Origin of the sequence: Klebsiella sp. GB_Kp056, assembly GCF_040064755.1 — a bacterium.
In the GTDB taxonomy this organism is placed as follows: Bacteria; Pseudomonadota; Gammaproteobacteria; order Enterobacterales; family Enterobacteriaceae; genus Klebsiella; species Klebsiella quasipneumoniae.
This window is the reverse complement of sequence record NZ_JBEAJA010000057.1, coordinates 1-21,120: the sequence shown is the minus strand read 5'-3', so window position 1 is coordinate 21,120 and position 21,120 is coordinate 1. Positions and strand designations below refer to the sequence as shown.

Genomic DNA, 21,120 nt, shown 5'->3' with positions numbered 1-21,120 from the left:
TTAATATTTTTCAACAGTAATGCTCTATAATCACAAGAGCTAACTTCCTGTAATTGGTAAAATTAAAAGCCAACATTATTTATAAGTTTGCTGTTAGAAATAATTTTTCTAGCGGCGCGCTGTATTGGATGCTATTTAACTTACTGTGTCTTTTTATTTACACTGAATAAATCAAAGTTTGAATTATAACTCCTTGATCAGAAACCACATGCCCGAGGTATATAATGGACTGGTTAAAAAATCCTATATTGATTTTCATTTATATCGTAATGACACTGGCTTACATTGTAACCTTTCGGAGGGTTTTCTCGTTGCTAAAGACGCAGGGATGGTCATTGGCGGAGGCTTTATCTGAACCATCCCCCCCTCCTGACACAGCAGCACCAGCAGTGATTGTGCCGCCGGTTCCCTTTGCCAGCTCAAGTCGGCTGATTGCATTTGTCGGGATGGTGATCATCGCTATTATTTTTGTAGGTACTGGCTATTACGTTATCTATGCATTATTTTATGATTCTTTAAAAATTAGCAGCAATCTTAAGAGTGTTAGTCACTTTTTGATGTTTGGCGGAACGCTGTTTGCTCCATATATCTTTAACAAAATATCATCAATTGGGAAATAAATACTCATCCAGGCTCTACTATTTACAGTACAGCGAGGCATGCTATGGGTAATTTCTACACCGATACTATTCAGTATGACAAACGTTTCAATAGCACGGAACGGATCTCTGATATTTTACTTCTCGAACCTGTAACACGAAAGATAGTTCAGTCAATCATTGAACAGGCAAAACTCAACGGACTTGATCTGATGGTTTTCGAAACCTACCGGAGTCAGGACCGGCAGGCTCTCCTGTATGAGCGGGGGGCGACCAAACTTCAGAAAGTTGGAGTTCATCATTATGGCTTAGCCTGCGATATTGTAAGGAGTATTAACGGCGAACCATCGTGGAAAGGTGATTTCTCCCTGTTGGGCCAGTTGGCATGGCACAATAAAGTAATCTGGGGTGGTAACTGGGGAACCCCAGCTATCAAACACACTTTTATCGATGATGACCATATACAGCGCTGCACAATTGGCCGTCAGGCGGCGCTATTCTCTGGCCAATGGTATCCTGATGAGAGATATGATCCTTATCAGGACCTTAAAAATTAGCTATACAGGTGCCGGTATCACTGCCGAATCCTCCTTGTTTCATTCGCATAATTCCCCATCCGCGGCGGTTGCTTTGGCACAAGCTGATGGGGATAACTATTACTCCAGAAGCACACCTATCTTCGCGCTTAAGCAGCGCGAACGTCTGACCACGTGTTCGAACCGGTCCCGCTTAGCGCTGACTGCACGATCGCATTTCGCCGTTGATGTATCCTACCCACTTGCCGTCGATCTTCTTTACTCATGCTCGTTGCTGCGCAAAAAAGTAAACCTTCCCTGACCATGATTATTTATACTCAGAAAACAGGTCATTAAGAAAGGAAGCCACGCGTTGAAATGGGTAACCTGGTTAAAACGTATCGTGTTGTCCCTGCTGCTGTTGATTGTTGGCGCTCTGGGACTACGCGTTTATGACATTCAGCGCGGGCCCGAACTGCAGCTCTGGCATACCTGGGTTCCGCATGAAATGGGCGCGGATGAAATCGACAATGCTGACTGGAACGATTACCTCAACAAAGAGAATGCGCTCTTTAGTGAGGTAAAACGCCAGGTTACCGATAAGCTGGACGCTGAACAGCAAACCGAACTGAATCGTTACTACAGTCACAGCCCCATCTATCCGGACTCGTTTCCCACCAACTGGAATCGGTCATACATTATGATGCCGGATGGCAAACCGCAAGGCGCTGTGGTGTTGCTGCATGGTCTGACGGATACACCCTACAGTCTGCGGCATATCGCCGAAAATTACCGGCAACAGGGTTATGTCGCCATCGGTATCAGGTTACCGGGCCACGGGACGGTACCCGCCGGGCTGACCGACGTGGACTGGCAGGACTGGCTGGCCGCCACGCGCCTGGCGGTGAGAGAAGCGAAACGACTGACGGGTAATGATGCGCCCCTGCATATCGTCGGATTTTCCAACGGCGGCGCGCTGGCAATGAAGTATTCGCTGGACGCGCTGGATAATGCCGGACTGGCAAAACCCCAGCGGGTGATCCTGATTTCACCAATGATCGGTATCACCCGCTTCGCGCGCTTTTCCGGCCTCGCGGGCTGGCCCGCGTTTCTTCCCGCCTTCTCGAAAGCCGCATGGTTAAACATCATGCCTGAGTTTAATCCGTTCAAATATAACTCCTTCCCGACGAACGCCGCCCGTCAGTCGTTTCTGCTGACCAAAGCGCTGCAAAAGCAGATAGTGACGGATTCGAGAAATCATAGGCTTAACAGCTTACCGCCGGTATTGACCTTTCAGTCCGTTGTGGATTCAACGGTCAGTACGCGGGCGATCGTGACGGCGCTGTATAACCGCTTGCCGGATAATGGCAGTGAAATTGTCCTCTTCGATTTAAATCATGCGGTCAGGTTTAATTCATTATTACGCCGGACGTCTTACACCGCGCTGGCGCGGTTGCTGCCCGCGGCGCCGCGGGCTTATCAAACCACGATCATCACTAACGCCAATTCCGCCAGTACAGAGATGGAAATTCGCACCACCCGCGCCGGGAAAACAGACACCACGGTGGAAAAGCTGCAGGGAATGCACTATTTACCGGACGTCTACTCTCTTTCTCATGTCGCGCTCCCCTTCCCCTTGAGCGATTCGCTGTATGGGCGCTATCCCCATCCGCTGAATCAATACGGGATCAGCCTCGGCACGTTTGCAGCTCGCGGTGAGCGTTCTGTGCTGGTTGTGGGTCTGGACTCGCTGATGCGCCAGTCTTCCAATCCGTTCTTTCCCTATATGATCAAGCGCATTGACGAAGGGATCGACACTCGCCCGGCGCTCTCCGGAAAATAACTCCCCTCTGGATAAAGTGGCCGCCGAGGCCACTTTTTCCTGAGGGCGCTACACTATGCTTTCGCCGACGTCGACAGCCACTGATATATCGAGGACAGATCCTGCCCGGCAAATCCCGCATCCGCCGCCTGCTGCCACAGTTCGGCGATGTTATCCAGTCCCGGCATGGTGTGCGGCTCGGACAGGGACAAGGCCAGCCGGGCATCTTTCAGCGCATGCGCCAGCTGCATCTGCGGCGTGAATTGCTCATTGGCGATGGCGTCCAGTTTGACTTTGACATAGGGCGCCGCCAGCGGGCCGCCCTCCAGGGCGCTCCACAGCTGGTCGGGGGTAAAGCCCAGCGTCTTCGCCAGCTGTGCGCTTTCCGCGATGCCCTGCATCATCGCAATCAGCCAGGCATTGAGGACCAGCTTCATTTTCTGGCTGTTGCCCGCCTCGCCAAACCACTGCGTCCCACGTGAGATAGCGGCAAATACCTGTTCCGCCGGGCCACACTTTTCACGATCTCCGCTGGCGAGCACCAGGATCTGCGCCTTCTCCGCCGGGGCTTTGGTCCCTGAAACCGGGGCATCGACGAAGGTCATCGCCGGCTGACGCTCCCGCAACAAAGCGATAGCCTCCTGGGTCTCCGCCAGGCCGATGGTGCCCATCTGGCAATAGATCGCCTGCGGCTGACAGGCAGGCGCTATTTGCGCCAGTACCTGCAGGGTAGCCTGACCATCGGCGAGCATACTGATGATCACCTCGGCATTGGCCACCGCCTGCTGCGGCGTGGCGTGCAGGGATAATCCCTGCGCCTGTAAATCCTCGCCGCGCGCTGGCGAACGGTTCCAGCCCGCGACGGTAAAGCCCTTCTTCAGCAGATTGCTGGCAAAAGCGTGTCCCATGGCGCCGAGTCCCAGCACCGCGACTTTTGGTAATGTACTCATCTTGTCTGTCCTGATTCGCGTGTTAATAAATGGCGGACGTCTACTATCGCATCTCTGGCACGGATGTCAGTAGCAATAACCGCCATATAAAGTGACACTGTCACTATATGATAGCCACGTTTATCGCGGCTCAGGGCTGGCGGAGCCACTCCAGCAAGCGGCGCATCGCTGGCGACAGGCGTTCGTCATCCTGATAGCACAGGCACAGCCGACGCAGCGCCCAGCGATCCTGCAATGTGATAACGGCGAACCGGTAGCGCGGCAGGTAGCGTTCGGCAATAACGCGCGGCAGGATCGCCGCGCCGGCGCCGTGAGCCACCATCTCGCAAAGCCCTTCAAAATGGCTCATCCTGATGCGGACGTTCAGCGCCTGGCCGACTCCGGCGGCCTGCTCTTCGATATGCTGCTGCAGCGCGCTGGTCTGATAGAGCGCGACCAGCGGCTCATGGATGATCGTTGCGAAAGCCACCTCGGCGGCGTCACTCAAGGCATGGGCCGGCGGCACGATCAGCACCAGGGGATCCTCAGCGACGGGCTCCAGGCGCAACGGCCCGGGGTCGACCGCATCGGACACCACCCCGGCCTGCGCCACGCCAGCCAGAATGCTGCTGACAATATCCGCGCTGGTGCGCTCTTCGGTGTCGATCTGTATCCCGGGATGCGCGGCCATCCACGCGGCGAGCTTGCCCGGCAGAAAAGCCGACATCGCCGAGGTATTGGCAAACAGGCGCAGCGTGCCCTGCTGACCGCGGGCGAAGGCGTGCATCGCCTGGCGCAGACGCCGCTGCTGCTCTAACAACGGACGGGCATGGCGCGCCAGCACCTCCCCGGCCTCGGTCGTGGTCACCCCCCGGGCATGACGGTGCAGCAGCGGCACACCGACCTCCGCCTCCATTTTGCGCAGCCTTTCGCTGGCGGAGGCCAGCGCCAGATGGGCCGCCGCCGCCCCGCCGGTAATGCTGCCGCTATCCACGATGGCGATAAACAGTCGCAGATCGGCGAGATCCAGTCGCATAACGCCCTCCTTTCCCTTCGGTTTTACCGTAGCCTGCGGGCAACATACCGCATTGTCCACCCGGCGACCAGCTGTTTCAATGGCGTTCTCTGAGCCGATAAGTGAGCCATGATGTTTGATCTTCACACTCTCTGTTTACTGCTGATCTTTATCGCCGCCGGGCTGGTCAAAGGGGTGACCGGTATGGGACTGCCCACCGTGGCGATGGGCCTGCTTGGCCTGCTGATGCCGCCACCGGCCGCGGCGGCCCTGCTGGTGCTCCCCTCGCTGTTAACCAATCTCTGGCAGCTGCTGGCTGGCCCCGCGCTGGCGCAGATTGTGCGTCGCCTCTGGTTAATGATGACCGGGATGATTATCGGCACGCTGGCAGGGTCGTCGCTGCTCATCCACCTGAACCCGCGGTGGTCGGCGCTGGCGCTGGGCGCCGTGCTGATAGCTTATGCCGGATACGCGCTCCGTGGTCCGTCGGTGCAGGTTTCCGCCCGCGTGGAAAAGCGCCTGTCGCCGCTGATGGGCGGACTGACCGGACTGATCACCGGGGCGACCGGGGTATTCGTTATTCCGGCGGTGCCCTGGTTGCAGGCGCTGGGCTTTCGTCGCGACGAGCTGGTCCAGGCCCTGGGACTGTCGTTCACCCTCTCCACTCTGGCGATGGCGGCCGGCCTCTCCCTGCACGCTGGCTGGCGCGCAGAGTCGCTGCTGCTGTCGGCGCTGGCGCTGTTGCCCGCGCTGCTCGGTATGTGGCTGGGACAACGGATCCGCTCGCGTCTCAGCCCGCAGCGCTTTCGTCAGGGCTTTCTGTTGTTCCTGCTGGCGCTGGGGCTGGAGCTTGTCCTCCGGGGTCTGCTGGGGGGATCGGCCTAGCGGCGGGTAATGTGCTTCACATTGTATTTACTGGTGTTCTGGTAGATCTCTGAGAAATCAACGATCGCCCGGTTCTGGGCGTAGCTGACAGACTGCACCCGTAGCAGGAGGCTGTTAGGCGCCACCTGCAGCAGCTCCGCCTGCTCGCGGGTCGCCAGCACCGGCGTATAGCTGCGGTGGCTCTCGATAATGGTGATATGGCACTCTTTTTTGAAATAGTTGAACTTAGACTGCTCAAGGTTACCCACGCTGAGCCACGGAAAAGCGGCGTACGGAATGTAGCTGTTCTCCACCAGGATCGGGACCTCATCAATCAGGCGCAGCCGCCTGACGTAGTAGACTTTCTCTCCCGGCTGGATCTTTAACTGCTGGGCAATGGCCGGCGGGGCGTCAAGCAAGGTGAACTCAATGACCTTATTACGGTAGTTGGTAACCCCCACCACCTGCATCTGGTAGTTAAACCCCTCCAGCTCGCCGCCATGATAGTTACTCTTACGCACAATGCAGGTTCCGCTGCCGTGCCGCCGGGCGATCAGCTTTTCCTCCTCCAGTAGCGCCAGCGCTTTGCGCAGCGTCATCACCGAGACCTGCAGCTCCGCAGCCAGCGCTTTTTCGCTGGGCAGCATATCCCCGACGGCGTAGTCGTCGCTGTTAATACGGGCCTTCAGTTCGGTGGCAATCTTTTTATAAATCACTTTTAGATGTCTCGTTGAGATGGAGGGCGTGGAAAAGAACGACAAATAACGCATTGTATTTACAGAAAATAGTTAGCTTTTACGCGAGAGATCAGACGTTAACTCATCTATAAAAATGGCTATATTTATATATCTCTCCTGCAACAATATATATGACTTTCGTCACAGATGGCCTTTTTCCTGCTCGGGATCCCGGTGGTCTGCTCCTAGTCTGATAAGCCTATTGATCAGGTGATGACAGCGGGCTATGAAGACGAGAGGACAACCATGATTGGCGTGAAAAAGCTTCAGGACTTTTCCAAGGCGATGATCGGGCCGGTGCTGTATCTGCCGGCTATCGGCCTGTTGATCGCCCTGTTCAGCATGACCACCAACCGGCTGTGGGTGGATGAAAGCAGCGGGATCTATCTGTTAGGGAAATTCGTCTCCAGCATGCTCTGGGCGCTGATGAACAATCTCGGGTTTCTGTTCTGCCTCGGGCTGGCAAGCGGTCTGGCGAAAACCCGCAAAGCCGAAGCCGCTTTCGTGGCGGCCATGACCTGGCTGGTCTACCTGGCGGCGAACAACAGCTGGCTGACCCTGACCCATCGCCTGGCGACCGGGGCCACCAACGCGCAACTGTATGGCAGCGGACAAACCTACATCTTCGGTTTTCAGGTTATCGATATGGGCGTGTTCCTCGGTATTATCCTTGGCTGCGCTGTCGCCTTTGTACACAATCGCGTGGTCGGCATCGAATTTCGCGGCGCGCTGTCGATCTACGGCAACAGCAAGCTGGTGCTGATTGTGATGCTGCCGCTGGTGGGCCTGTTTGCTATCGCCACCGTCTATCTCTGGCCGGTGGTGGAGTTGGGCATCTCGGCGCTGACCGGCTTTATGAAATCATTTGGCGCCATTGGGGTCTTCCTGTACGGCTTTCTCAACCGGTTCCTGATCCCCACCGGGCTGCATCATCTGATCTGGTCGCCGTTCGTCTTTACCTCTATCGGCGGTCAGTTGCTGATTGATGGCCAGACCGTCATTGGCGCCAAGCCCATTTTCCTCGCCGAAATCGCCCGTCATCCCGTTGACGCGCTCAGTGATTCCGCCCGCTTTTTAACCTATGGGATGGTGAAGATTTTTGGCACCGCCGGTATGGCGCTCGCCTTCTACCGCACGGCGAAACCGGAGAATAAACAGCGACTCAAAGTCACGCTGATCCCCTTAATTGTCACCTCAGTGCTGGTGGGGATCACCGAACCGTTTGAGTTTCTCTTTATCTTCACCGCCCCGCTGCTGTGGCTTATCTACTCCCTGCTGGACGGTTTCTTCCAGATGCTGGCCTGGCTGCTTCATGTGCGGGTCTGCGCCACAAACGGTCTTATCGATTTTGTCGTCTATAACCTGCCCGCCGGCGCCAGCGTGACGCGCTGGCCGGTATTTGTCCTGCTCGGCCTGCTGGAAACCGCCACCATGTACCTGGTCGGCACCTTCTGCATTACCCGCCTGCGAATGCTTACCCCGGGGCGCGAAGCCGCTGCCGATGCGGCGTCTTCCCCACAGACGGATCAGGCGCATGGCGATTCAGACAAAGGCGCGCTGGTGATTGCGGGGCTGGGCGGTAAAGAGAATGTTTGTACGGTGGAAAACTGTTTTACCCGTCTGCGGGTCGATGTGCGCGACCCTGCTCTCATCCAGCAGACGCTGTTGAAAGAGAGCGGCGGGAGCAGCGTGCTGATTAAAGGCAATCATGTCCAGGTGATCTATGGCCTGGGGGTTAACAAAATTCGAACGGCGGTCAACGCCAGTCTGGGTGTAACTGAATAACGAGGTGGTAAATGAAAGATAACTTTGTGGTCACGATTGCCGGCGGCGGGAGTACCTACACGCCAGGGATTGTCATGATGCTGCTGGAAAATATGGCGCGCTTTCCCCTGCGGGAGATCCGTCTGTACGATAACCATCACGAGCGTCAGAAGACCATCGGCGACGCCTGCGCCATTCTGGTGGCTGAACGCTTCCCGCAGGTGAAGTTCAGCTATACCACCGATCCGCAGGCGGCCTTCACCGACGTTGATTTTGTGATGGCGCATATTCGCGTTGGCCTGTATGAGATGCGGGAAAAGGATGAAAAGATCCCGCTGAAATATGGCGTGCCGGGCCAGGAAACCTGTGGGCCGGGGGGGATCGCCTACGGTATGCGCTCGATTGCCGGCGTACTGGAGCTGGTCGATTATATGCAGCAGTACGCCCCGGGGGCGTGGATGCTCAACTACTCCAACCCGGCGGCCATCGTCGCGGAAGCGACCCGTCGCCTGCGTCCCGACGCGCGCATTATCAACATCTGCGATATGCCGGTGGCCATCGAGGGGCTGTTTGCCGACATCCTCGGTCTGCCGTCCCGCAAGGCACTGAACGTCCGCTACTACGGCCTGAATCATTTTGGCTGGTGGACCAGCATCACCGATAAAGCCGGTAACGACCTGATGCCGGCGCTGAAGCGTCACGTGGCGGAGCAGGGTTACAGTAGCCCAAAAGAGGATTTTCAGCATAAGGCGCCGAGCTGGATCGAGACCTTTAAAAAGGTGAAGGATGTGTTTGCCCTTGATCCCCTGACCCTGCCTAACACTTACCTGAAATACTACCTCTACCCTGACTACGAGGTGGCGCACTCTGACCCGGACTTTACGCGGGCCAACGAGGTGATGGCCGGGCGTGAAAAAGAGGTCTTCGATATGGCCCGGGAGATCACCCGTCGCGGCACCGCGGAAGGCGCGCATTTCCACGCCGGGGCCCATGCCACTTTCATCGTCGACCTCGCCTGCGCCATCGCCTTTAACACCCAGGAGCGGATGCTGTTGATCGTGGAGAACAACGGGGCAATCGCCAACTTTGACGAAACGGCGATGGTGGAAGTCCCCTGCCTGGTGGGTGTCAACGGCCCGGAACCGCTGGCGATGGGAAAAATCCCTTCGTTCCAGAAAGGGTTGATGGAGCAGCAGGTGGCGGTGGAGAAGCTGGTGGTTGACGCCTGGATCGAGGGCAGCTACCAGAAACTGTGGCAGGCCATCACCCTGTCGAAAACGGTGCCCAGCGCCGCGGTGGCGAAAGCGATCCTCGATGAGCTGATCGTCGCCAACGAAGGTTACTGGCCCGCGCTGCACTGATTTTTTGCCGCAACCCTGCCGGGAGACCTTCTCTCCGCAGGGTTATCAGCGGCATCCGTCCCGCGATGCCTGCCCCATAACCTCCCTCCGCACAGACGCGTCAATGGCCTGCGCTACCTCCTCCACACCGATGCCCCAGAGCCGCCAGCCACGCTTTTCCCTGATCGGAGTAATGAAATATAAATTCTATTCTTCGGTATTATGGCGTAAAAATGTGATCTGCGTTGTATTCTTTGAGTTACATTAACCCACTGAAAACAACATCATTATTACTCACTCGCAAAATTAACCCCCTTTTCATGGGGATATCGCGCTGCATGCCATTGTGATTGGCTTCATGTATTTACCTTCCTGCAACACTGATTTGAAATTAAATTTTCATAATGTGATCTTGTAGCATGCTCGTTCCATTTCTTTGTGCCATATTCTTATCACAGTAAATCGCCGGAACGACAGCAACATGCCACACCAGGGCGCTGTCCTGCCGACGCACTGAAGACCGCTAACCCCGAAAAGGAGAACGGATATCGACAACATCCATATCACCACCAAGCCGTAAACCTCTTTGACCGCCATTGCTTAGCGTACCCTGCCATGTGCTGAGCAATTACACAAAGAAGAAAATCATTGAATTCAGTTAGATACGACAACACAGGCGTGATAAATCCTGACTGGGGAGATGTATTTTTATCTTGTGTCGTTCAACAAAATAAAGGGACTACCATGTCATTTATAACAAACCTGAACCAGCAACAGAGAAAACGACTTCATCAGATCACCTTAGTGGCCACCTTCGGCGGCCTGCTTTTCGGTTACGACACTGGCGTTATCAACGGCGCCTTTTCCTCACTGAAGCAGTACATGGCGCTGACCCCGACCACCGAAGGGCTGGTGATGAGCGTCCTGCTGGTCGGCGCCGCGCTGGGCAGCGTGTTTGGCGGCAAGTTTGCCGACTACTTCGGCCGGCGCAAATACTTACTCTTCCTCTCCTTTATCTTTCTCATCGGCGCCCTGCTTTCCGCCGCGGCTCCCGATATCACCACCCTGCTGATTGCCCGCGCCCTGCTGGGCTACGCCGTCGGCGGCGCCTCGGTTACCGCTCCGACCTTTATTTCTGAAGTGGCGCCCACCGAGATGCGCGGCAAGCTGACCGGCCTGAATGAAGTCGCCATCGTTATCGGCCAGCTGGCGGCGTTTGCCATTAACGCGATCATTGGCATCATCTGGGGCCATCTGCCGGACGTCTGGCGCTATATGCTGTTAGTGCAGGCGATCCCCGCTATCTGCCTGTTTGTTGGTATGTGGCGCGCGCCGGAAAGTCCGCGCTGGCTGATCAGCAAAAACCGCCACGAAGAAGCGCTGCATATTCTCAAACAGATCCGCCCGGCGGAACGCGCACAGAAAGAGTATGACGACATCTCCACCCTGATCAAAATTGAAGCCGGCAATAAGTACAGCACTCAGAACACCTTCACCACTATCCTCACAACGCCATGGATCCTCAAAATTTTGCTGGTGGGCATTACCTGGGCCGCACTGCAGCAAACCACCGGGGTGAACGTCATTATGTATTACGGTACGGAAATCCTGAGTGCCGCCGGCTTCTCAGAGCGTACCTCGCTGATCTGTAACGTGCTGAACGGTGTCTTCTCCGTCGGCGGTATGCTGATTGGCGTGCTGTTCCTTGTCGACCGCTTCAAACGTAAGACGATCATCATCTACGGCTTCGCCATTATGGCCACGCTGCATCTGATTATCGCCGCGGTTGACTACACCCTGGTGGGCGATCTGAAAGCCACCGCTATCTGGCTGCTGGGCGCGCTGTTCGTCGGCGTGATGCAGGGCTCGATGGGCTTTATCACCTGGGTGGTATTAGCCGAGCTGTTCCCGCTGAAATTCCGCGGACTGTCGATGGGGATCTCGGTATTTTTCATGTGGATCATGAACGCGGTAGTCAGCTACCTGTTCCCGCTGCTGCAGGCGAAACTGGGCCTGGGGCCGGTCTTCTTCATCTTCGCGGCCATCAACTATTTGGCGATTCTGTTCGTGGTGTTCGCCCTGCCGGAGACCTCCAATAAATCGCTGGAGCAGTTAGAAGCAGAGCTGTCAGCGAATCATGAGGATAAAAAATCCACTCGTCTCACCAGGGAGGTTGGCTATGATCGATAACATCACGCTGGATAATCTGCACATCGGCTGCAAGGCCAGTAATAAAGCGGAAGTCATCGCCATGATTGGCGCGGAGTGTAAAGCCAAAGGCTATGTCAATCAGGAGTGCGTTCACTTTCTGCTGGAGCGTGAACATCAGGTTTCCACTTTTTTGGGCAATGGCATCACCCTGCCGCATCTGCCGAAATCAGCGACGGATATCATCCTCAAAACCGGGATTGAGATCTTTCAGTTTCCTGATGGCGTTATCTGGGATCGCGGCAACGTGATGTTTATTGCCATTGGCGTGATTGCGAAAGAGAAAGAGCATATTGACGTGCTCAAAGAAATTGCCTCGATATTCAGCGATGAGCTGATCGCGAATGCGCTGTCATTAATCTCTGACAAAAATGACTTCCTGAAGATCCTCCAGCATAACGCGCTGCCCCATTAAGTGCGCCACCGGCCGGGGCGCTGCCCCCGGCCCCTCCATTTATTGGTCTGGCAGCAAACAGACATTGCGAAAAATCTAATTTTCCCCGTTATCACGTCAATCACAATAATAACCGGGGAAATTAACGCATATTAAATTGCTATCAAATCTATTTATTATGCGACCCCCTTATCTGACACACTAAAATCATCAATAAAAACATAATTTTAAGCATTGAAATAGTGTTTTAACCTCTGTTTTGTCAATCAGGCCGCGAGTGCCGCGCGCCAGTAATTCCTGCGCTATCCCATTAGTTTTGATTTAAATCAATACCTCTTTCATGGTTAAAATGCATTTTACAGCGCGATTATTTTGGCAAGGTGTATACGACATTGGTTTTACGATTTGGATATTTATTTAGCCGGCCCGCAAGCCTGTGGGGATGGCTGATGTGTAACGCGCTTAACGGTATCGCGATCGTCCTTTGCTTTCGCGGGATAAGCGTCGTGACAGGCTATCGTCAAGCGGTCTGGCAGGTCATCATCACGCTGGCTATTATTATATCGACCTGGTATAGCGCTAATTATTTCGCCGCCCTGGAAGCGCGGCGCGACAGACGACGCTTTCTGCTGCTGGCCTGGGTGGTCATGACCATTCTGTTGAATTTCATTCACCTGAGCGGTGGTGAATACCGTTATTAAAGGAGCATGCCCATGACGCTGGCGATGCTGTGGGTACTTATCACTCACCATAAAGGGCTCGCGCTCTTGCTGGTCGTGATAATTGCACTGCTGTTTATTGCGCTTACCCCGCTGGTCAAAAAACTGCTGAGCACCCTTCACGATCGTTCCTGACCTTTCTCCCATAGCCGCCAACAGGCGGCTATCTCTCCTCCTGATGGACTGAATCCGCCACCAGCCTCAGCGGCATGCCACCTGCTACTGCGCGCATAAAAAGAAATGAGAACCATTATCAATGAAGCTATGCTAACGTGTCAGCCCAGGCAAAACGCCAGATGACAGAGAACAGGGGGACAGACGAGGTGAAGCAGGATTCAGGGAGCATCACAGCGCGGCAGACGCACGGATTGCTGACGCTGGCGATAGGCGCGATCTTCTACAGCAGCGGCAGTTTCGCCCGGCCGGATCTGCAGCCGCTGGGACCGAATATTGCGGATAAAGGGTCAGCTTTCTATCATTTTACCCAGCGCCAGTACGACTCTGCCGATGGCGAACGCCATTACCGGGTGTGGACCGCGGTGCCGGATAAAGCGCCGCCTGCCGCCGGTTACCCGGTGCTGTATATGCTGGACGGCAATGCGGTGATGGATAAACTCAACGACGCGTTTCTGCAACAGCTCTCCGCCGGTTCCCCACCGGTCATCGTCGCTATTGGTTACCAGACGGCGCTGCCCTTCGATACCGCCGCCCGGGCCTGGGATTACACTCCGCCGCTGAAGGCGCATGAACCTCGCGCCGGGAAAACCGCGCTGCCGCCGCGAAAAACCGGGGGCAACTATCTGTTTCGTCAGCTGCTGAGCGAAACGATGGTTCCGCAAACAGAAGCTAACCTGAAAATCGATCCCCGCCAGCGCGCTATCTGGGGCCACTCTTACGGCGGACTGTTTGTACTCGACGCGTGGCGAAACCACTCCCTTTTCAGGATCTACTATTCTGCCAGCCCGTCGCTTGGCCAGGCGCAGACGTCTCCCCTGAAGGACACCCAGACCCTTGATGCCACCGCGTTTACCGGGACGTCCCTGTATCTGCTGGAAGGCGACGGAAAAGCCGCTGGCGAGCCCTCCGGGCATGAAGCCTCCCTGGGCGTACTGCGTCAGACCCAGCAGCAGCTGGCCAGCAACGGTCTGACGGTGCAATTCTGGCGCTACCCTGGCCTGACGCACGGTCAGATGTTCGAGGTCTCCCTGCGCGCGGCGCTGCTGCACCTTTCCGGGCAGCCTACGTTAGCGCATCAGTAACGATCCCGCGCCCACCAGCCAACGGCGGGTGCGTTAATTCTGCCGTGGCAGATGTTTAACATCGACCGGCTCGCCGAACAGAAAGCCCTGCATTTCGTCGCATCCCTCTTCTTCGAGGATCTGCCGTTGCCCCTCGGTTTCTACCCCTTCGGCGATAAGCGGGGTATTGATTGAGTTGCCCAGCGAGATAATCGCCCGCACGAACGAGCGAACCTGAGGATTGCTCTCCACATCCTGCATAAAGCTACGGTCGAGCTTGATGACGTCGAAATGAAAATCGCGCAGCATGCTCAGGGAGGAGTAACCGGTGCCGAAGTCATCCAGCGCAATACTGATGCCCATCTTTTGCAGATGATGCAGCACGCTGAACGCCAGCTGTTTATTGATGATAAACGCCGTCTCCGTCACTTCAAATTCCAGCAGGCTAACCGGATAAGCGGTTCGCATCAGGATCTCGCGGACTTTTTCGATAAAGCTGCGGTGACGCAACTGTACCGGTGAGATATTGACTGAGATTTTTTTATTCAGCCGATTATCCAGTGATTCGCTGCACACCTGCTCCAGTACCCAGTAGCCTAATGGCACAATAGCGCCACTCTCTTCGGCGATGGGAATAAACACCTCCGGCGGGATAGCCCCCAGCTGCGGATGCTGCCAGCGCAACAGCGCTTCATAACCGGTGATGCGACGATCTTTAATGTTGCGGATCGCCTGATAGTGAAGCGAAAACTCCCCCGCCTGAATACCGCGGCGGATGTCGGCGGCCATCATATTCCGCTGCCGCGTCTTGTCGTCCATCTCACGTTCGTACCAGCAAATCTTGTGGTCGAGACTGCTCTTTGCCCGATACATGGCCAGATCGGAATTGCTCAGTACCGTATTAATATCCGTCCCGTCCTCCGGGTAGACGGAGATACCTATGCTGGCGGAGAGGATCACTTCCGTCGCGGCAAACGTCTGCTTACCGCTGAAGCAGTGCCAGAGACGGGTGGCAAAGGCGTCCACCTCGCTTTCATCGGCAAAAGGTTTGACGGCCACAAACTCATCGCCGCCGAAGCGGGCGACCATCTCCTCCTTCTGCAGCGTTTTGAGCACGGCGCCTGCCACGCGCTGCAGCAGCTGATCGCCAATAAGATGGCCCTGCAGATCGTTAATCTCTTTAAACTTATCTAAATCGATGGTGAAAACGGCAAAGCGGCGGGCGTCATTACCGGTGATCAGCTTTTCCACCCGCTCAAAGAATTCCACCCGATTGGGTAAACCGGTCAGCGCATCGTAGCGCGCCATCCACGCGATGCGGTCATTGATCGCCTTCTGTTCGCTGATGTCGCGGGTAATTTTGGCAAAGCCCAGCAGGTTATGTTGTTCATCGCGGATGGCATTGATCATGACATGCGCCCAGAACCGGGAGCCATCTTTACGATACCGCCAGCCTTCGCCTTCGAACTGGCCGCTACGCAGGGCAATTTGCAGATTTTTTGCCGGCACCCTGGAGAGCTGTTCGGCTTCGCTATAGAAGAGACCGAAGTAGCGGCCGACGATCTCGTCGCTCAGGTACCCTTTTGCCCGGCGGGCGCCCTCGTTCCAGCTGATGACCGTCCCATCGGCGCTCAACATATAGATGGCATAATCTTTAACACTTTCAATAAAGTGGCGATAGGCAATGTCCGTCAGGTGATCGTTACTCATGGTACAGCGCTCTCTGTGGCTCGGTCGTGGCAAAACGCATTAGATATAACAGAATCACGCCCATAATGAATACAAGGTTAAGGTGTTTTATGGTCGCCTTTCCGGCCCGGGCATGCGCCGAACGCGCGGTGCATACGCCTGTTAAGCGTAGTGGACCTGGCCATCTTCGGGAGTGACAAACTCGGCGATTTTCGCACTTAGGTCGCCCACTAATAGTTACTTTTATTGATTAAAAAGTTTGATTGAAAGAATAAATAAAAGGAGTAATGTTAATAATACTTTCTATGGAGGTTAAATATGTTGCGTGATTATTTAAAAGTGGAAAAAGAAGATCGCCTGGTTGAACAACAGAGTCGTCATGACAATAGTCAGCATTATTCTTCGGTGACCGAATGGGTTATTTTAAGTAAAGATGGCCAGCGTAAAGGTCGGGTATCCCTGTTTGACCGCTTCACCACCCGCCGCTCCTGGAGCGACAGCTTCCGCATTACGCAGTTCGATAATGCGGGTAAAGTGGTGGTGGATAAACTCACTGACGCGCTGTAAATCCCCCGGATTCCCGGCCTGACGGGAGAATATTCATACGCAAAATTAACACCTGCATAAAATATATTGATGCGTCGCCATCATGTTATTTTCATTCCGCATACTGATAACCTAATGGGTAATTTTCGCCATGGTAAACAGCGCGAATTTTTAACCCGAACACATGCTGAAAAATAAGCCCGCCGGTCGGGCTTTTTTGCATGGTGTTCGCCGCCCAGGCCACAAAATGCCAGGGACATCCCGCGCTGGATGGTATACGATACATATACGAATCATATATGGGTTGTTGCTATGGGAATCGTCAAAATCTCCGATCTGCTGCACGATGACATTCGTGATGCCAGCAAAGCCATGTCCCGCTCCGTCAATGCGCAGGCGGAATACTGGATCCGTCTGGGCATGATGAGCGAACTCTACCCCGAGCTTAACCACCAGCAGATCAAACTGCTGATGCTGAAATCCGGCTCTGACCGTCTGCTGGAGGTGATCAATGCCATCAATAATCATTAAAACCGCCGATGAGCTCGCGCGCCAGCGTCATGCCGGCCAGCTGCTGGCATCGGTGTTTGCCATGCTGGATACCTTTATCGTTCCCGGCATGACGACGATGGAAATCAACGATCGAGTGGAAGATTTTATCGTCAACCAGCTGCACGCCCGCCCGGCCAGCAAGGGGCAATACGACTTTCCCTATGTGTTGAACACCTCGATTAACGACGTGGTCTGCCATGGGATCCCGAAGGCGACCGAGCATCTGCGCTCCGGGATGATCGTTAACGTCGATATTACCCTCGAGAAAGCGGGCATGATCGCTGACTCCAGTAAGATGTACCTGATAGGCGACGTTTCCCCGCTGGCCCGCCGGCTGGTAAAGACCACCTATGAAGCGATGTGGAAAGGCATTGAGGTGGTAAAACCTGGCGCGACGCTGGGCGACATCGGCCATGCCATTCAGCGCTGGGTCGAGGACCATGGCTACAGCGTGGTCAGAGAATACTGCGGTCACGGCGTCGGTCAGGAAATGCATGAAGAGCCGCAGGTGCTGCACTACGGCAGGCCCGGGGAAGGCGCCGTGCTGCGGGAAGGCATGGTATTCACTATTGAACCGATGGTGAACCAGGGCGACAGTCGTATCAAGACCAAAAAGGATGGCTGGACGGTGGTCACCCGCGATAAAAAACTCTCCGCGCAGTGGGAGCACACCGTGGCGGTGACCGCCAACGGTTTTGAGGTATTGACGCTGCGCGACGACGAGCAGTCGCGGATCCGCTGAGTTACCTGTTCGCTTTGCCGAGGCGCCCATAACGGATAATCCTGCCCGGGGCCGGGAATGCTGAGGTACCTTCTGGCGGGGCAGCCCGACTGACGCCTCTCTCTTGATGGCCGCAGTCCGAACAAGGAATTGCTCTGACCGGCGAATCGTAAGAGAATAGCGCCTACACGCGACGATCTGATTACACGGGAGTTCATCATCAGCCATTCTCGTCGATTCCCCTTAGCCAGCAAAGTGGCGCTGGCAGGCGCGGCGCTCATCGCCGCCGGCATGCTGTTCAGCTGCACCAGTAAGGCCCCGAAATCCCTCGTCACGCCGCCGAAGAGCGCGGCCGTTAAAGCCGGTCAGACGCACCGGGAGCCGGTACGCGGCGTCTGGCTGACCACCGTCTCGCGCCTTGACTGGCCGCCGGTCGGGTCGATTATCGCCAGTACACCGGAAAGCCGCATCACGCAGCAGAAGCTGGCGCTGATCGCCAAACTCGATAATCTGCAGCGCCTGGGGATCAACACTGTCTTTTTCCAGGTGAAACCGGACGGTACGGCGCTCTGGCGGTCGGATATTCTACCGTGGTCCGATATGCTGACCGGCAAAATCGGCGAATATCCCGGCTACGATCCGCTGCAGTTTATGCTGGATGAAGCGCACAAGCGCGGCATGAAGGTTCACGCGTGGTTTAACCCTTACCGCGTCTCGGTCAACACCAAACCGTCCACCATTGCCGAGCTGAATAACACCCTCACTCAGGTACCGGCCAGCGTGTTTGTCCTGCACCGTAACTGGATCCGCACCGCCAGCGACCGCTTTGTTCTCGACCCGGGTATTCCCGAAGCGCGTGACTGGATCACCAGCATCGTCGCTGAAGTGGTGCAGAACTACCCGATTGACGGCGTGCAGTTCGATGACTATTTCTACACCGAAACCGCCGCTTCCCCGCTTAACGACAACGAGACCTTCCGCCGTTACGGGCAGGGCTATGCCTCGAAGGGCGACTGGCGGCGGCATAACACTCAACAGCTTATTGCCCAGGTCTCCGCGACCATTAAAAAACTCAATCCGAACGTCGAGTTTGGCGTAAGCCCGGCCGGGGTGTGGCGCAACCGCTCCCACGATCCAGCGGGGTCTGATACCCGTGGCGCGGCCGCCTATGATGAATCCTATGCCGATACCCGCAGCTGGGTGCAGCAGGGACTGCTCGACTACATCGCCCCGCAGATCTACTGGCCATTTGCCCGCGATGCGGCGCGCTATGATGTGCTGGCCAACTGGTGGGCCGAGGTGGTTAAGCCCACCCATACCCGGCTGTATATTGGCGTGGCGCTGTACAAGGTGGGTGAACCGTCCAAAAATGAGCCTGACTGGACGGTGGATGGCGGCGTGCCGGAGCTGAAAAAGCAGCTCGATCTCAATGAGTCCCTGCCGCAGATCCAGGGCACCATCCTGTTCCGCGAAAACAACCTCAATCAGCCGCAGACCCGCCAGGCGGTTAACTACCTGCGCAGCCGCTGGGGGCAGCCGCAGAGCTAACCGCCACTCGGCTTCGCTATCGCGCCTGCAGCCCTTGCTGCAGGCGGGCGTGCAGTTTCAGCATGTTCTCCGTGATCGCCCGCCAGACGTGGGCGGAAAAGTCCGCCGGCAGCGTCCGGCGGGCGCTTTCGATGGCCTGCGGCACGCGGTCGGCAAACTCGTCAAGGATCGCCAGCATCTGATCCCGGGGAAAGTTAACCGCTTTGGCGGTCGCCAGAAAATGACGCGGATAGATGGCGTTAATCTCCGTTTTCCGCCCTCGGGTGGCGTTGAGCCCCATCGACAGCTTCAGGTCGCGCAGATGCAGTCCCGTCCCTCCCAGCACCGGAAATGCCGAAATAATGTCGTAGAACGGCGTGAGCCGGTAGATGCCGCCGGGCAGCAAAAAGAGCGAGAAATTCTTCGCATGCCCGTCCGTTGCCCCGGTCAGCCACTGGAACACCATGAACTTCATAAAGTCATAGCGATCTTTCAGGGCTTCACTGGAGCCCAGCAGAAAGGTCATGATCGCGGCGATACCCGGCCCGCCGTCAGACTCGTATTTCATCGACGACGGGATGCCGAATGCCTGACACAGATCCTCCTGCGGCAGCCGCAGCAGCACGCGCTCCTCCTGCGCCCAGCGCCGGTCGAAGCGGGTCACCGCCAGCGCACGGATCCGCGGGGTGGTGATAATCTCCGCCTCCGGCACCGCCAGGCCCAACGCCCTGGCCAGCGCCAGGCACAGATATTCGTTATCCACGCTTTCACGCAGATCCAGCGTCGCATTGGGCTGTTTTATCTCGCCAATGGGCAGTTTAATGATATGGGTTGTCGGGGTGGTGCCCTGCGGAATACACCAGTGCTCGCCCATTCGCAGCAGCGCGGTTTTCTCCTGAGCGCCGGCCACCGAGATACGAAAATCGTCCTGGCCGGTCACCATCCCGAGCGGAATATCCGACTGGTAGGCGGTCAGCAACGCGGTCAGTTGCGCCTCATCCAGCGTCTGCCAGCGCAACGCTGCAAGATGCGCCTCTTCTCCCGGCGGCAGCAGAGTCACCGCCCCTACGCTATCCCGGCCGACCTCGGCCAGCAGATCGAACGGCTGTTTCGAGCGCGCCTGATAGCGCCTGACGATCCGGTCGCGGACCTGTGGGCTGTCGGGCAACAGGTTATCAAAATAGTGATACACCGCGTCGGCGGTGATATTGCCATACTGCAGCGGCAGCGAGAGGGAGAGCGGCCTGGCGCGCGGGCTGCGCAGCCACTCGTCATCATAGCGGAAACTGTGCGCCCCGTTGGCCTGGCGGGTTAAGGTTCCCACGCGCACATTGTTCATCCAGGTGGTGAGCGTCGCCATTACCAGTCCAGATCCGTGGTGTTATCGGGGGCCGTCGCCGTCTCGGCCGGTTTGGCGTTCAGGGTCATCACCACCCCCAGCGACTGGAGGATCTTGAACAGGGTGGTCAAGGTGGTTTTGTCCGGGTGATTTTCAAAATTGGACAGCGTCGCCTGTTTAATGCCGATCCGGCTGGCCAGCGCCTCCTGAGTCCAGTGATTTTGCTGGCGCAGCAGTTTCAGGTAATTGGCCAGCTGAACGGGACTGTATATCTGCGGGGAATGCATCGCTTGTTCCTCACCATTGTTTATCCCCCTATCGGGATAAATCTGCTTTTATACCCTGCAGGGGATAATGTCAAGGTTATCCCCTGGTGGGGATAGGAGTAAAATTATCCTTGTGTGGGGATAAAACAGGAAGAATGGTGGCCGGAGACACCTTTACATGCCCGGTGGCGGCTGCGCCTTACCGGGCCTACGGGCTTTCTCTGCCTGCTCCGTAACGATCCAGGCCGGGCAAGCGCAGCGCCGCCCGGCAATGGGCAGCCGGCTCTGTTGCCGGCTTAATGCCCGGTGGCGGCTGCGCCTTACCGGGCCTACGGC

The 21,120-nt window shown here is 56.1% G+C and carries 21 protein-coding genes; 15 read left to right on the top strand and 6 right to left on the bottom strand.

Annotation, left to right across the window (positions count from 1 at the left end; genetic code table 11):
- The first annotated feature begins 224 nt into the window (after window positions 1-224).
- The 3 genes from ABLV52_RS18720 (at window position 225) to ABLV52_RS18710 (ending at window position 2,957) form a co-directional block, all read left to right on the top strand.
- Entirely contained in the window at window positions 225-620 is a 396-nt protein-coding gene (locus tag ABLV52_RS18720; protein ID WP_072420199.1) for a hypothetical protein, read from the top strand.
- 44 nt (window positions 621-664) lie between these two features.
- Entirely contained in the window at window positions 665-1,156 is a 492-nt protein-coding gene (locus ABLV52_RS18715) for a M15 family metallopeptidase (protein ID WP_085550868.1), read from the top strand.
- Between the two features lie 331 nt (window positions 1,157-1,487).
- Window positions 1,488-2,957, top strand: coding sequence for an alpha/beta hydrolase (locus ABLV52_RS18710; RefSeq protein ID WP_348890748.1), 1,470 nt, complete (start codon window positions 1,488-1,490; stop codon window positions 2,955-2,957).
- Window positions 2,958-3,010: 53 nt separating this feature from the next.
- Here the strand turns inward: ABLV52_RS18710 and ABLV52_RS18705 are convergent, their stop codons facing one another.
- Entirely contained in the window at window positions 3,011-3,886 is an 876-nt protein-coding gene (locus tag ABLV52_RS18705; protein ID WP_064154622.1) for an NAD(P)-dependent oxidoreductase, read from the bottom strand.
- Window positions 3,887-4,016: 130 nt separating this feature from the next.
- The gene (locus tag ABLV52_RS18700) at window positions 4,017-4,901 is read right to left on the bottom strand and encodes a LysR substrate-binding domain-containing protein (RefSeq protein ID WP_064154623.1); all 885 of its coding nucleotides are present in this window, start codon (window positions 4,899-4,901) and stop codon (window positions 4,017-4,019) included.
- Between the two features lie 111 nt (window positions 4,902-5,012).
- Between ABLV52_RS18700 and ABLV52_RS18695 the strand changes: the two genes are divergently transcribed.
- On the top strand, window positions 5,013-5,765 hold the full coding sequence (locus tag ABLV52_RS18695) for a sulfite exporter TauE/SafE family protein (protein ID WP_348890828.1): 753 nt from the start codon (window positions 5,013-5,015) through the stop codon (window positions 5,763-5,765).
- Here ABLV52_RS18695 and ABLV52_RS18690 read toward each other — a convergent pair.
- Window positions 5,762-6,460, bottom strand: a complete 699-nt coding sequence (locus ABLV52_RS18690; protein WP_004205898.1) for a UTRA domain-containing protein — start codon at window positions 6,458-6,460, stop codon at window positions 5,762-5,764. The genes ABLV52_RS18695 and ABLV52_RS18690 overlap by 4 nt on opposite strands.
- Window positions 6,461-6,727: 267 nt before the next feature.
- Between ABLV52_RS18690 and ABLV52_RS18685 the strand changes: the two genes are divergently transcribed.
- The 7 genes from ABLV52_RS18685 (at window position 6,728) to ABLV52_RS18655 (ending at window position 14,165) form a co-directional block, all read left to right on the top strand.
- The gene (locus ABLV52_RS18685) at window positions 6,728-8,266 is read left to right on the top strand and encodes a PTS transporter subunit EIIC (RefSeq protein WP_048334843.1); all 1,539 of its coding nucleotides are present in this window, start codon (window positions 6,728-6,730) and stop codon (window positions 8,264-8,266) included.
- 11 nt (window positions 8,267-8,277) lie between these two features.
- Window positions 8,278-9,606, top strand: a complete 1,329-nt coding sequence (locus ABLV52_RS18680) for a 6-phospho-alpha-glucosidase (protein WP_023289677.1) — start codon at window positions 8,278-8,280, stop codon at window positions 9,604-9,606.
- Window positions 9,607-10,329: 723 nt separating this feature from the next.
- Window positions 10,330-11,775 (top strand): sugar porter family MFS transporter, encoded by a 1,446-nt coding sequence (locus ABLV52_RS18675; RefSeq protein WP_032452833.1) that lies wholly within the window; start codon window positions 10,330-10,332, stop codon window positions 11,773-11,775.
- The gene (locus ABLV52_RS18670; protein ID WP_032452832.1) at window positions 11,765-12,208 is read left to right on the top strand and encodes a PTS sugar transporter subunit IIA; all 444 of its coding nucleotides are present in this window, start codon (window positions 11,765-11,767) and stop codon (window positions 12,206-12,208) included. The genes ABLV52_RS18675 and ABLV52_RS18670 overlap by 11 nt, the downstream gene beginning before the upstream one ends.
- A 428-nt stretch (window positions 12,209-12,636) precedes the next feature.
- Window positions 12,637-12,888: a hypothetical protein gene (locus tag ABLV52_RS18665; protein WP_023289674.1), complete on the top strand. Its 252-nt coding sequence runs from the start codon at window positions 12,637-12,639 to the stop codon at window positions 12,886-12,888.
- 12 nt (window positions 12,889-12,900) lie between these two features.
- Window positions 12,901-13,041, top strand: a complete 141-nt coding sequence (locus ABLV52_RS18660) for a hypothetical protein (RefSeq protein ID WP_023289673.1) — start codon at window positions 12,901-12,903, stop codon at window positions 13,039-13,041.
- 188 nt (window positions 13,042-13,229) lie between these two features.
- Window positions 13,230-14,165, top strand: coding sequence for an alpha/beta hydrolase-fold protein (locus ABLV52_RS18655; protein ID WP_348890747.1), 936 nt, complete (start codon window positions 13,230-13,232; stop codon window positions 14,163-14,165).
- A gap of 33 nt (window positions 14,166-14,198) precedes the next feature.
- Here ABLV52_RS18655 and ABLV52_RS18650 read toward each other — a convergent pair whose 3' ends face one another.
- On the bottom strand, window positions 14,199-15,854 hold the full coding sequence (locus ABLV52_RS18650) for an EAL domain-containing protein (protein ID WP_023289671.1): 1,656 nt from the start codon (window positions 15,852-15,854) through the stop codon (window positions 14,199-14,201).
- A 297-nt stretch (window positions 15,855-16,151) separates the two neighbouring features.
- Between ABLV52_RS18650 and ABLV52_RS18645 the strand changes: the two genes are divergently transcribed.
- From ABLV52_RS18645 to ABLV52_RS18630, 4 genes are all read left to right on the top strand, one after another.
- Window positions 16,152-16,400 carry a hypothetical protein gene (locus tag ABLV52_RS18645; RefSeq protein ID WP_004205912.1) on the top strand — a complete coding sequence of 83 codons (249 nt, stop codon included), beginning with the start codon at window positions 16,152-16,154 and terminating at the stop codon, window positions 16,398-16,400.
- Window positions 16,401-16,691: 291 nt separating this feature from the next.
- Window positions 16,692-16,910 (top strand): ParD-like family protein, encoded by a 219-nt coding sequence (locus tag ABLV52_RS18640; protein ID WP_002904808.1) that lies wholly within the window; start codon window positions 16,692-16,694, stop codon window positions 16,908-16,910.
- On the top strand, window positions 16,891-17,673 hold the full coding sequence (gene map, locus ABLV52_RS18635) for a type I methionyl aminopeptidase (protein WP_348890746.1): 783 nt from the start codon (window positions 16,891-16,893) through the stop codon (window positions 17,671-17,673). Before ABLV52_RS18640 ends, map begins: the two co-directional genes overlap by 20 nt.
- Before the next feature lie 234 nt (window positions 17,674-17,907).
- Window positions 17,908-19,200 carry a glycoside hydrolase family 10 protein gene (locus tag ABLV52_RS18630; protein WP_044523014.1) on the top strand — a complete coding sequence of 431 codons (1,293 nt, stop codon included), beginning with the start codon at window positions 17,908-17,910 and terminating at the stop codon, window positions 19,198-19,200.
- A 16-nt stretch (window positions 19,201-19,216) separates the two neighbouring features.
- Here ABLV52_RS18630 and ABLV52_RS18625 read toward each other — a convergent pair whose 3' ends face one another.
- Both ABLV52_RS18625 and hipB read right to left on the bottom strand, forming a co-directional pair.
- A complete protein-coding gene (locus ABLV52_RS18625) occupies window positions 19,217-20,539 on the bottom strand; it encodes a type II toxin-antitoxin system HipA family toxin (RefSeq protein WP_348890745.1) in 1,323 nt (440 codons plus the stop codon).
- Window positions 20,539-20,805, bottom strand: coding sequence for a type II toxin-antitoxin system antitoxin HipB (gene hipB, locus ABLV52_RS18620; RefSeq protein ID WP_023289667.1), 267 nt, complete (start codon window positions 20,803-20,805; stop codon window positions 20,539-20,541). The genes ABLV52_RS18625 and hipB overlap by 1 nt, the downstream gene beginning before the upstream one ends.
- Between the last annotated feature and the right edge of the window lie 315 nt (window positions 20,806-21,120).

Bases quoted from the DNA above. Each gene is read 5' to 3' on its own strand.
- ABLV52_RS18640 (WP_002904808.1), top strand. From the start codon at position 16,692: ATGGGAATCGTCAAAATCTCCGATCTGCTGCACGATGACATTCGTGAT.
- hipB (WP_023289667.1), bottom strand. From the start codon at position 20,805: ATGCATTCCCCGCAGATATACAGTCCCGTTCAGCTGGCCAATTACCTG.
- map (WP_348890746.1), top strand. From the start codon at position 16,891: ATGCCATCAATAATCATTAAAACCGCCGATGAGCTCGCGCGCCAGCGT.
- ABLV52_RS18650 (WP_023289671.1), bottom strand. From the start codon at position 15,854: ATGAGTAACGATCACCTGACGGACATTGCCTATCGCCACTTTATTGAA.
- ABLV52_RS18665 (WP_023289674.1), top strand. From the start codon at position 12,637: ATGTGTAACGCGCTTAACGGTATCGCGATCGTCCTTTGCTTTCGCGGG.
- ABLV52_RS18720 (WP_072420199.1), top strand. From the start codon at position 225: ATGGACTGGTTAAAAAATCCTATATTGATTTTCATTTATATCGTAATG.
- ABLV52_RS18715 (WP_085550868.1), top strand. From the start codon at position 665: ATGGGTAATTTCTACACCGATACTATTCAGTATGACAAACGTTTCAAT.
- ABLV52_RS18670 (WP_032452832.1), top strand. From the start codon at position 11,765: ATGATCGATAACATCACGCTGGATAATCTGCACATCGGCTGCAAGGCC.
- ABLV52_RS18695 (WP_348890828.1), top strand. From the start codon at position 5,013: ATGTTTGATCTTCACACTCTCTGTTTACTGCTGATCTTTATCGCCGCC.
- ABLV52_RS18685 (WP_048334843.1), top strand. From the start codon at position 6,728: ATGATTGGCGTGAAAAAGCTTCAGGACTTTTCCAAGGCGATGATCGGG.
- ABLV52_RS18705 (WP_064154622.1), bottom strand. From the start codon at position 3,886: ATGAGTACATTACCAAAAGTCGCGGTGCTGGGACTCGGCGCCATGGGA.
- ABLV52_RS18700 (WP_064154623.1), bottom strand. From the start codon at position 4,901: ATGCGACTGGATCTCGCCGATCTGCGACTGTTTATCGCCATCGTGGAT.
- ABLV52_RS18675 (WP_032452833.1), top strand. From the start codon at position 10,330: ATGTCATTTATAACAAACCTGAACCAGCAACAGAGAAAACGACTTCAT.
- ABLV52_RS18660 (WP_023289673.1), top strand. From the start codon at position 12,901: ATGACGCTGGCGATGCTGTGGGTACTTATCACTCACCATAAAGGGCTC.
- ABLV52_RS18645 (WP_004205912.1), top strand. From the start codon at position 16,152: ATGTTGCGTGATTATTTAAAAGTGGAAAAAGAAGATCGCCTGGTTGAA.
- ABLV52_RS18625 (WP_348890745.1), bottom strand. From the start codon at position 20,539: ATGGCGACGCTCACCACCTGGATGAACAATGTGCGCGTGGGAACCTTA.
- ABLV52_RS18680 (WP_023289677.1), top strand. From the start codon at position 8,278: ATGAAAGATAACTTTGTGGTCACGATTGCCGGCGGCGGGAGTACCTAC.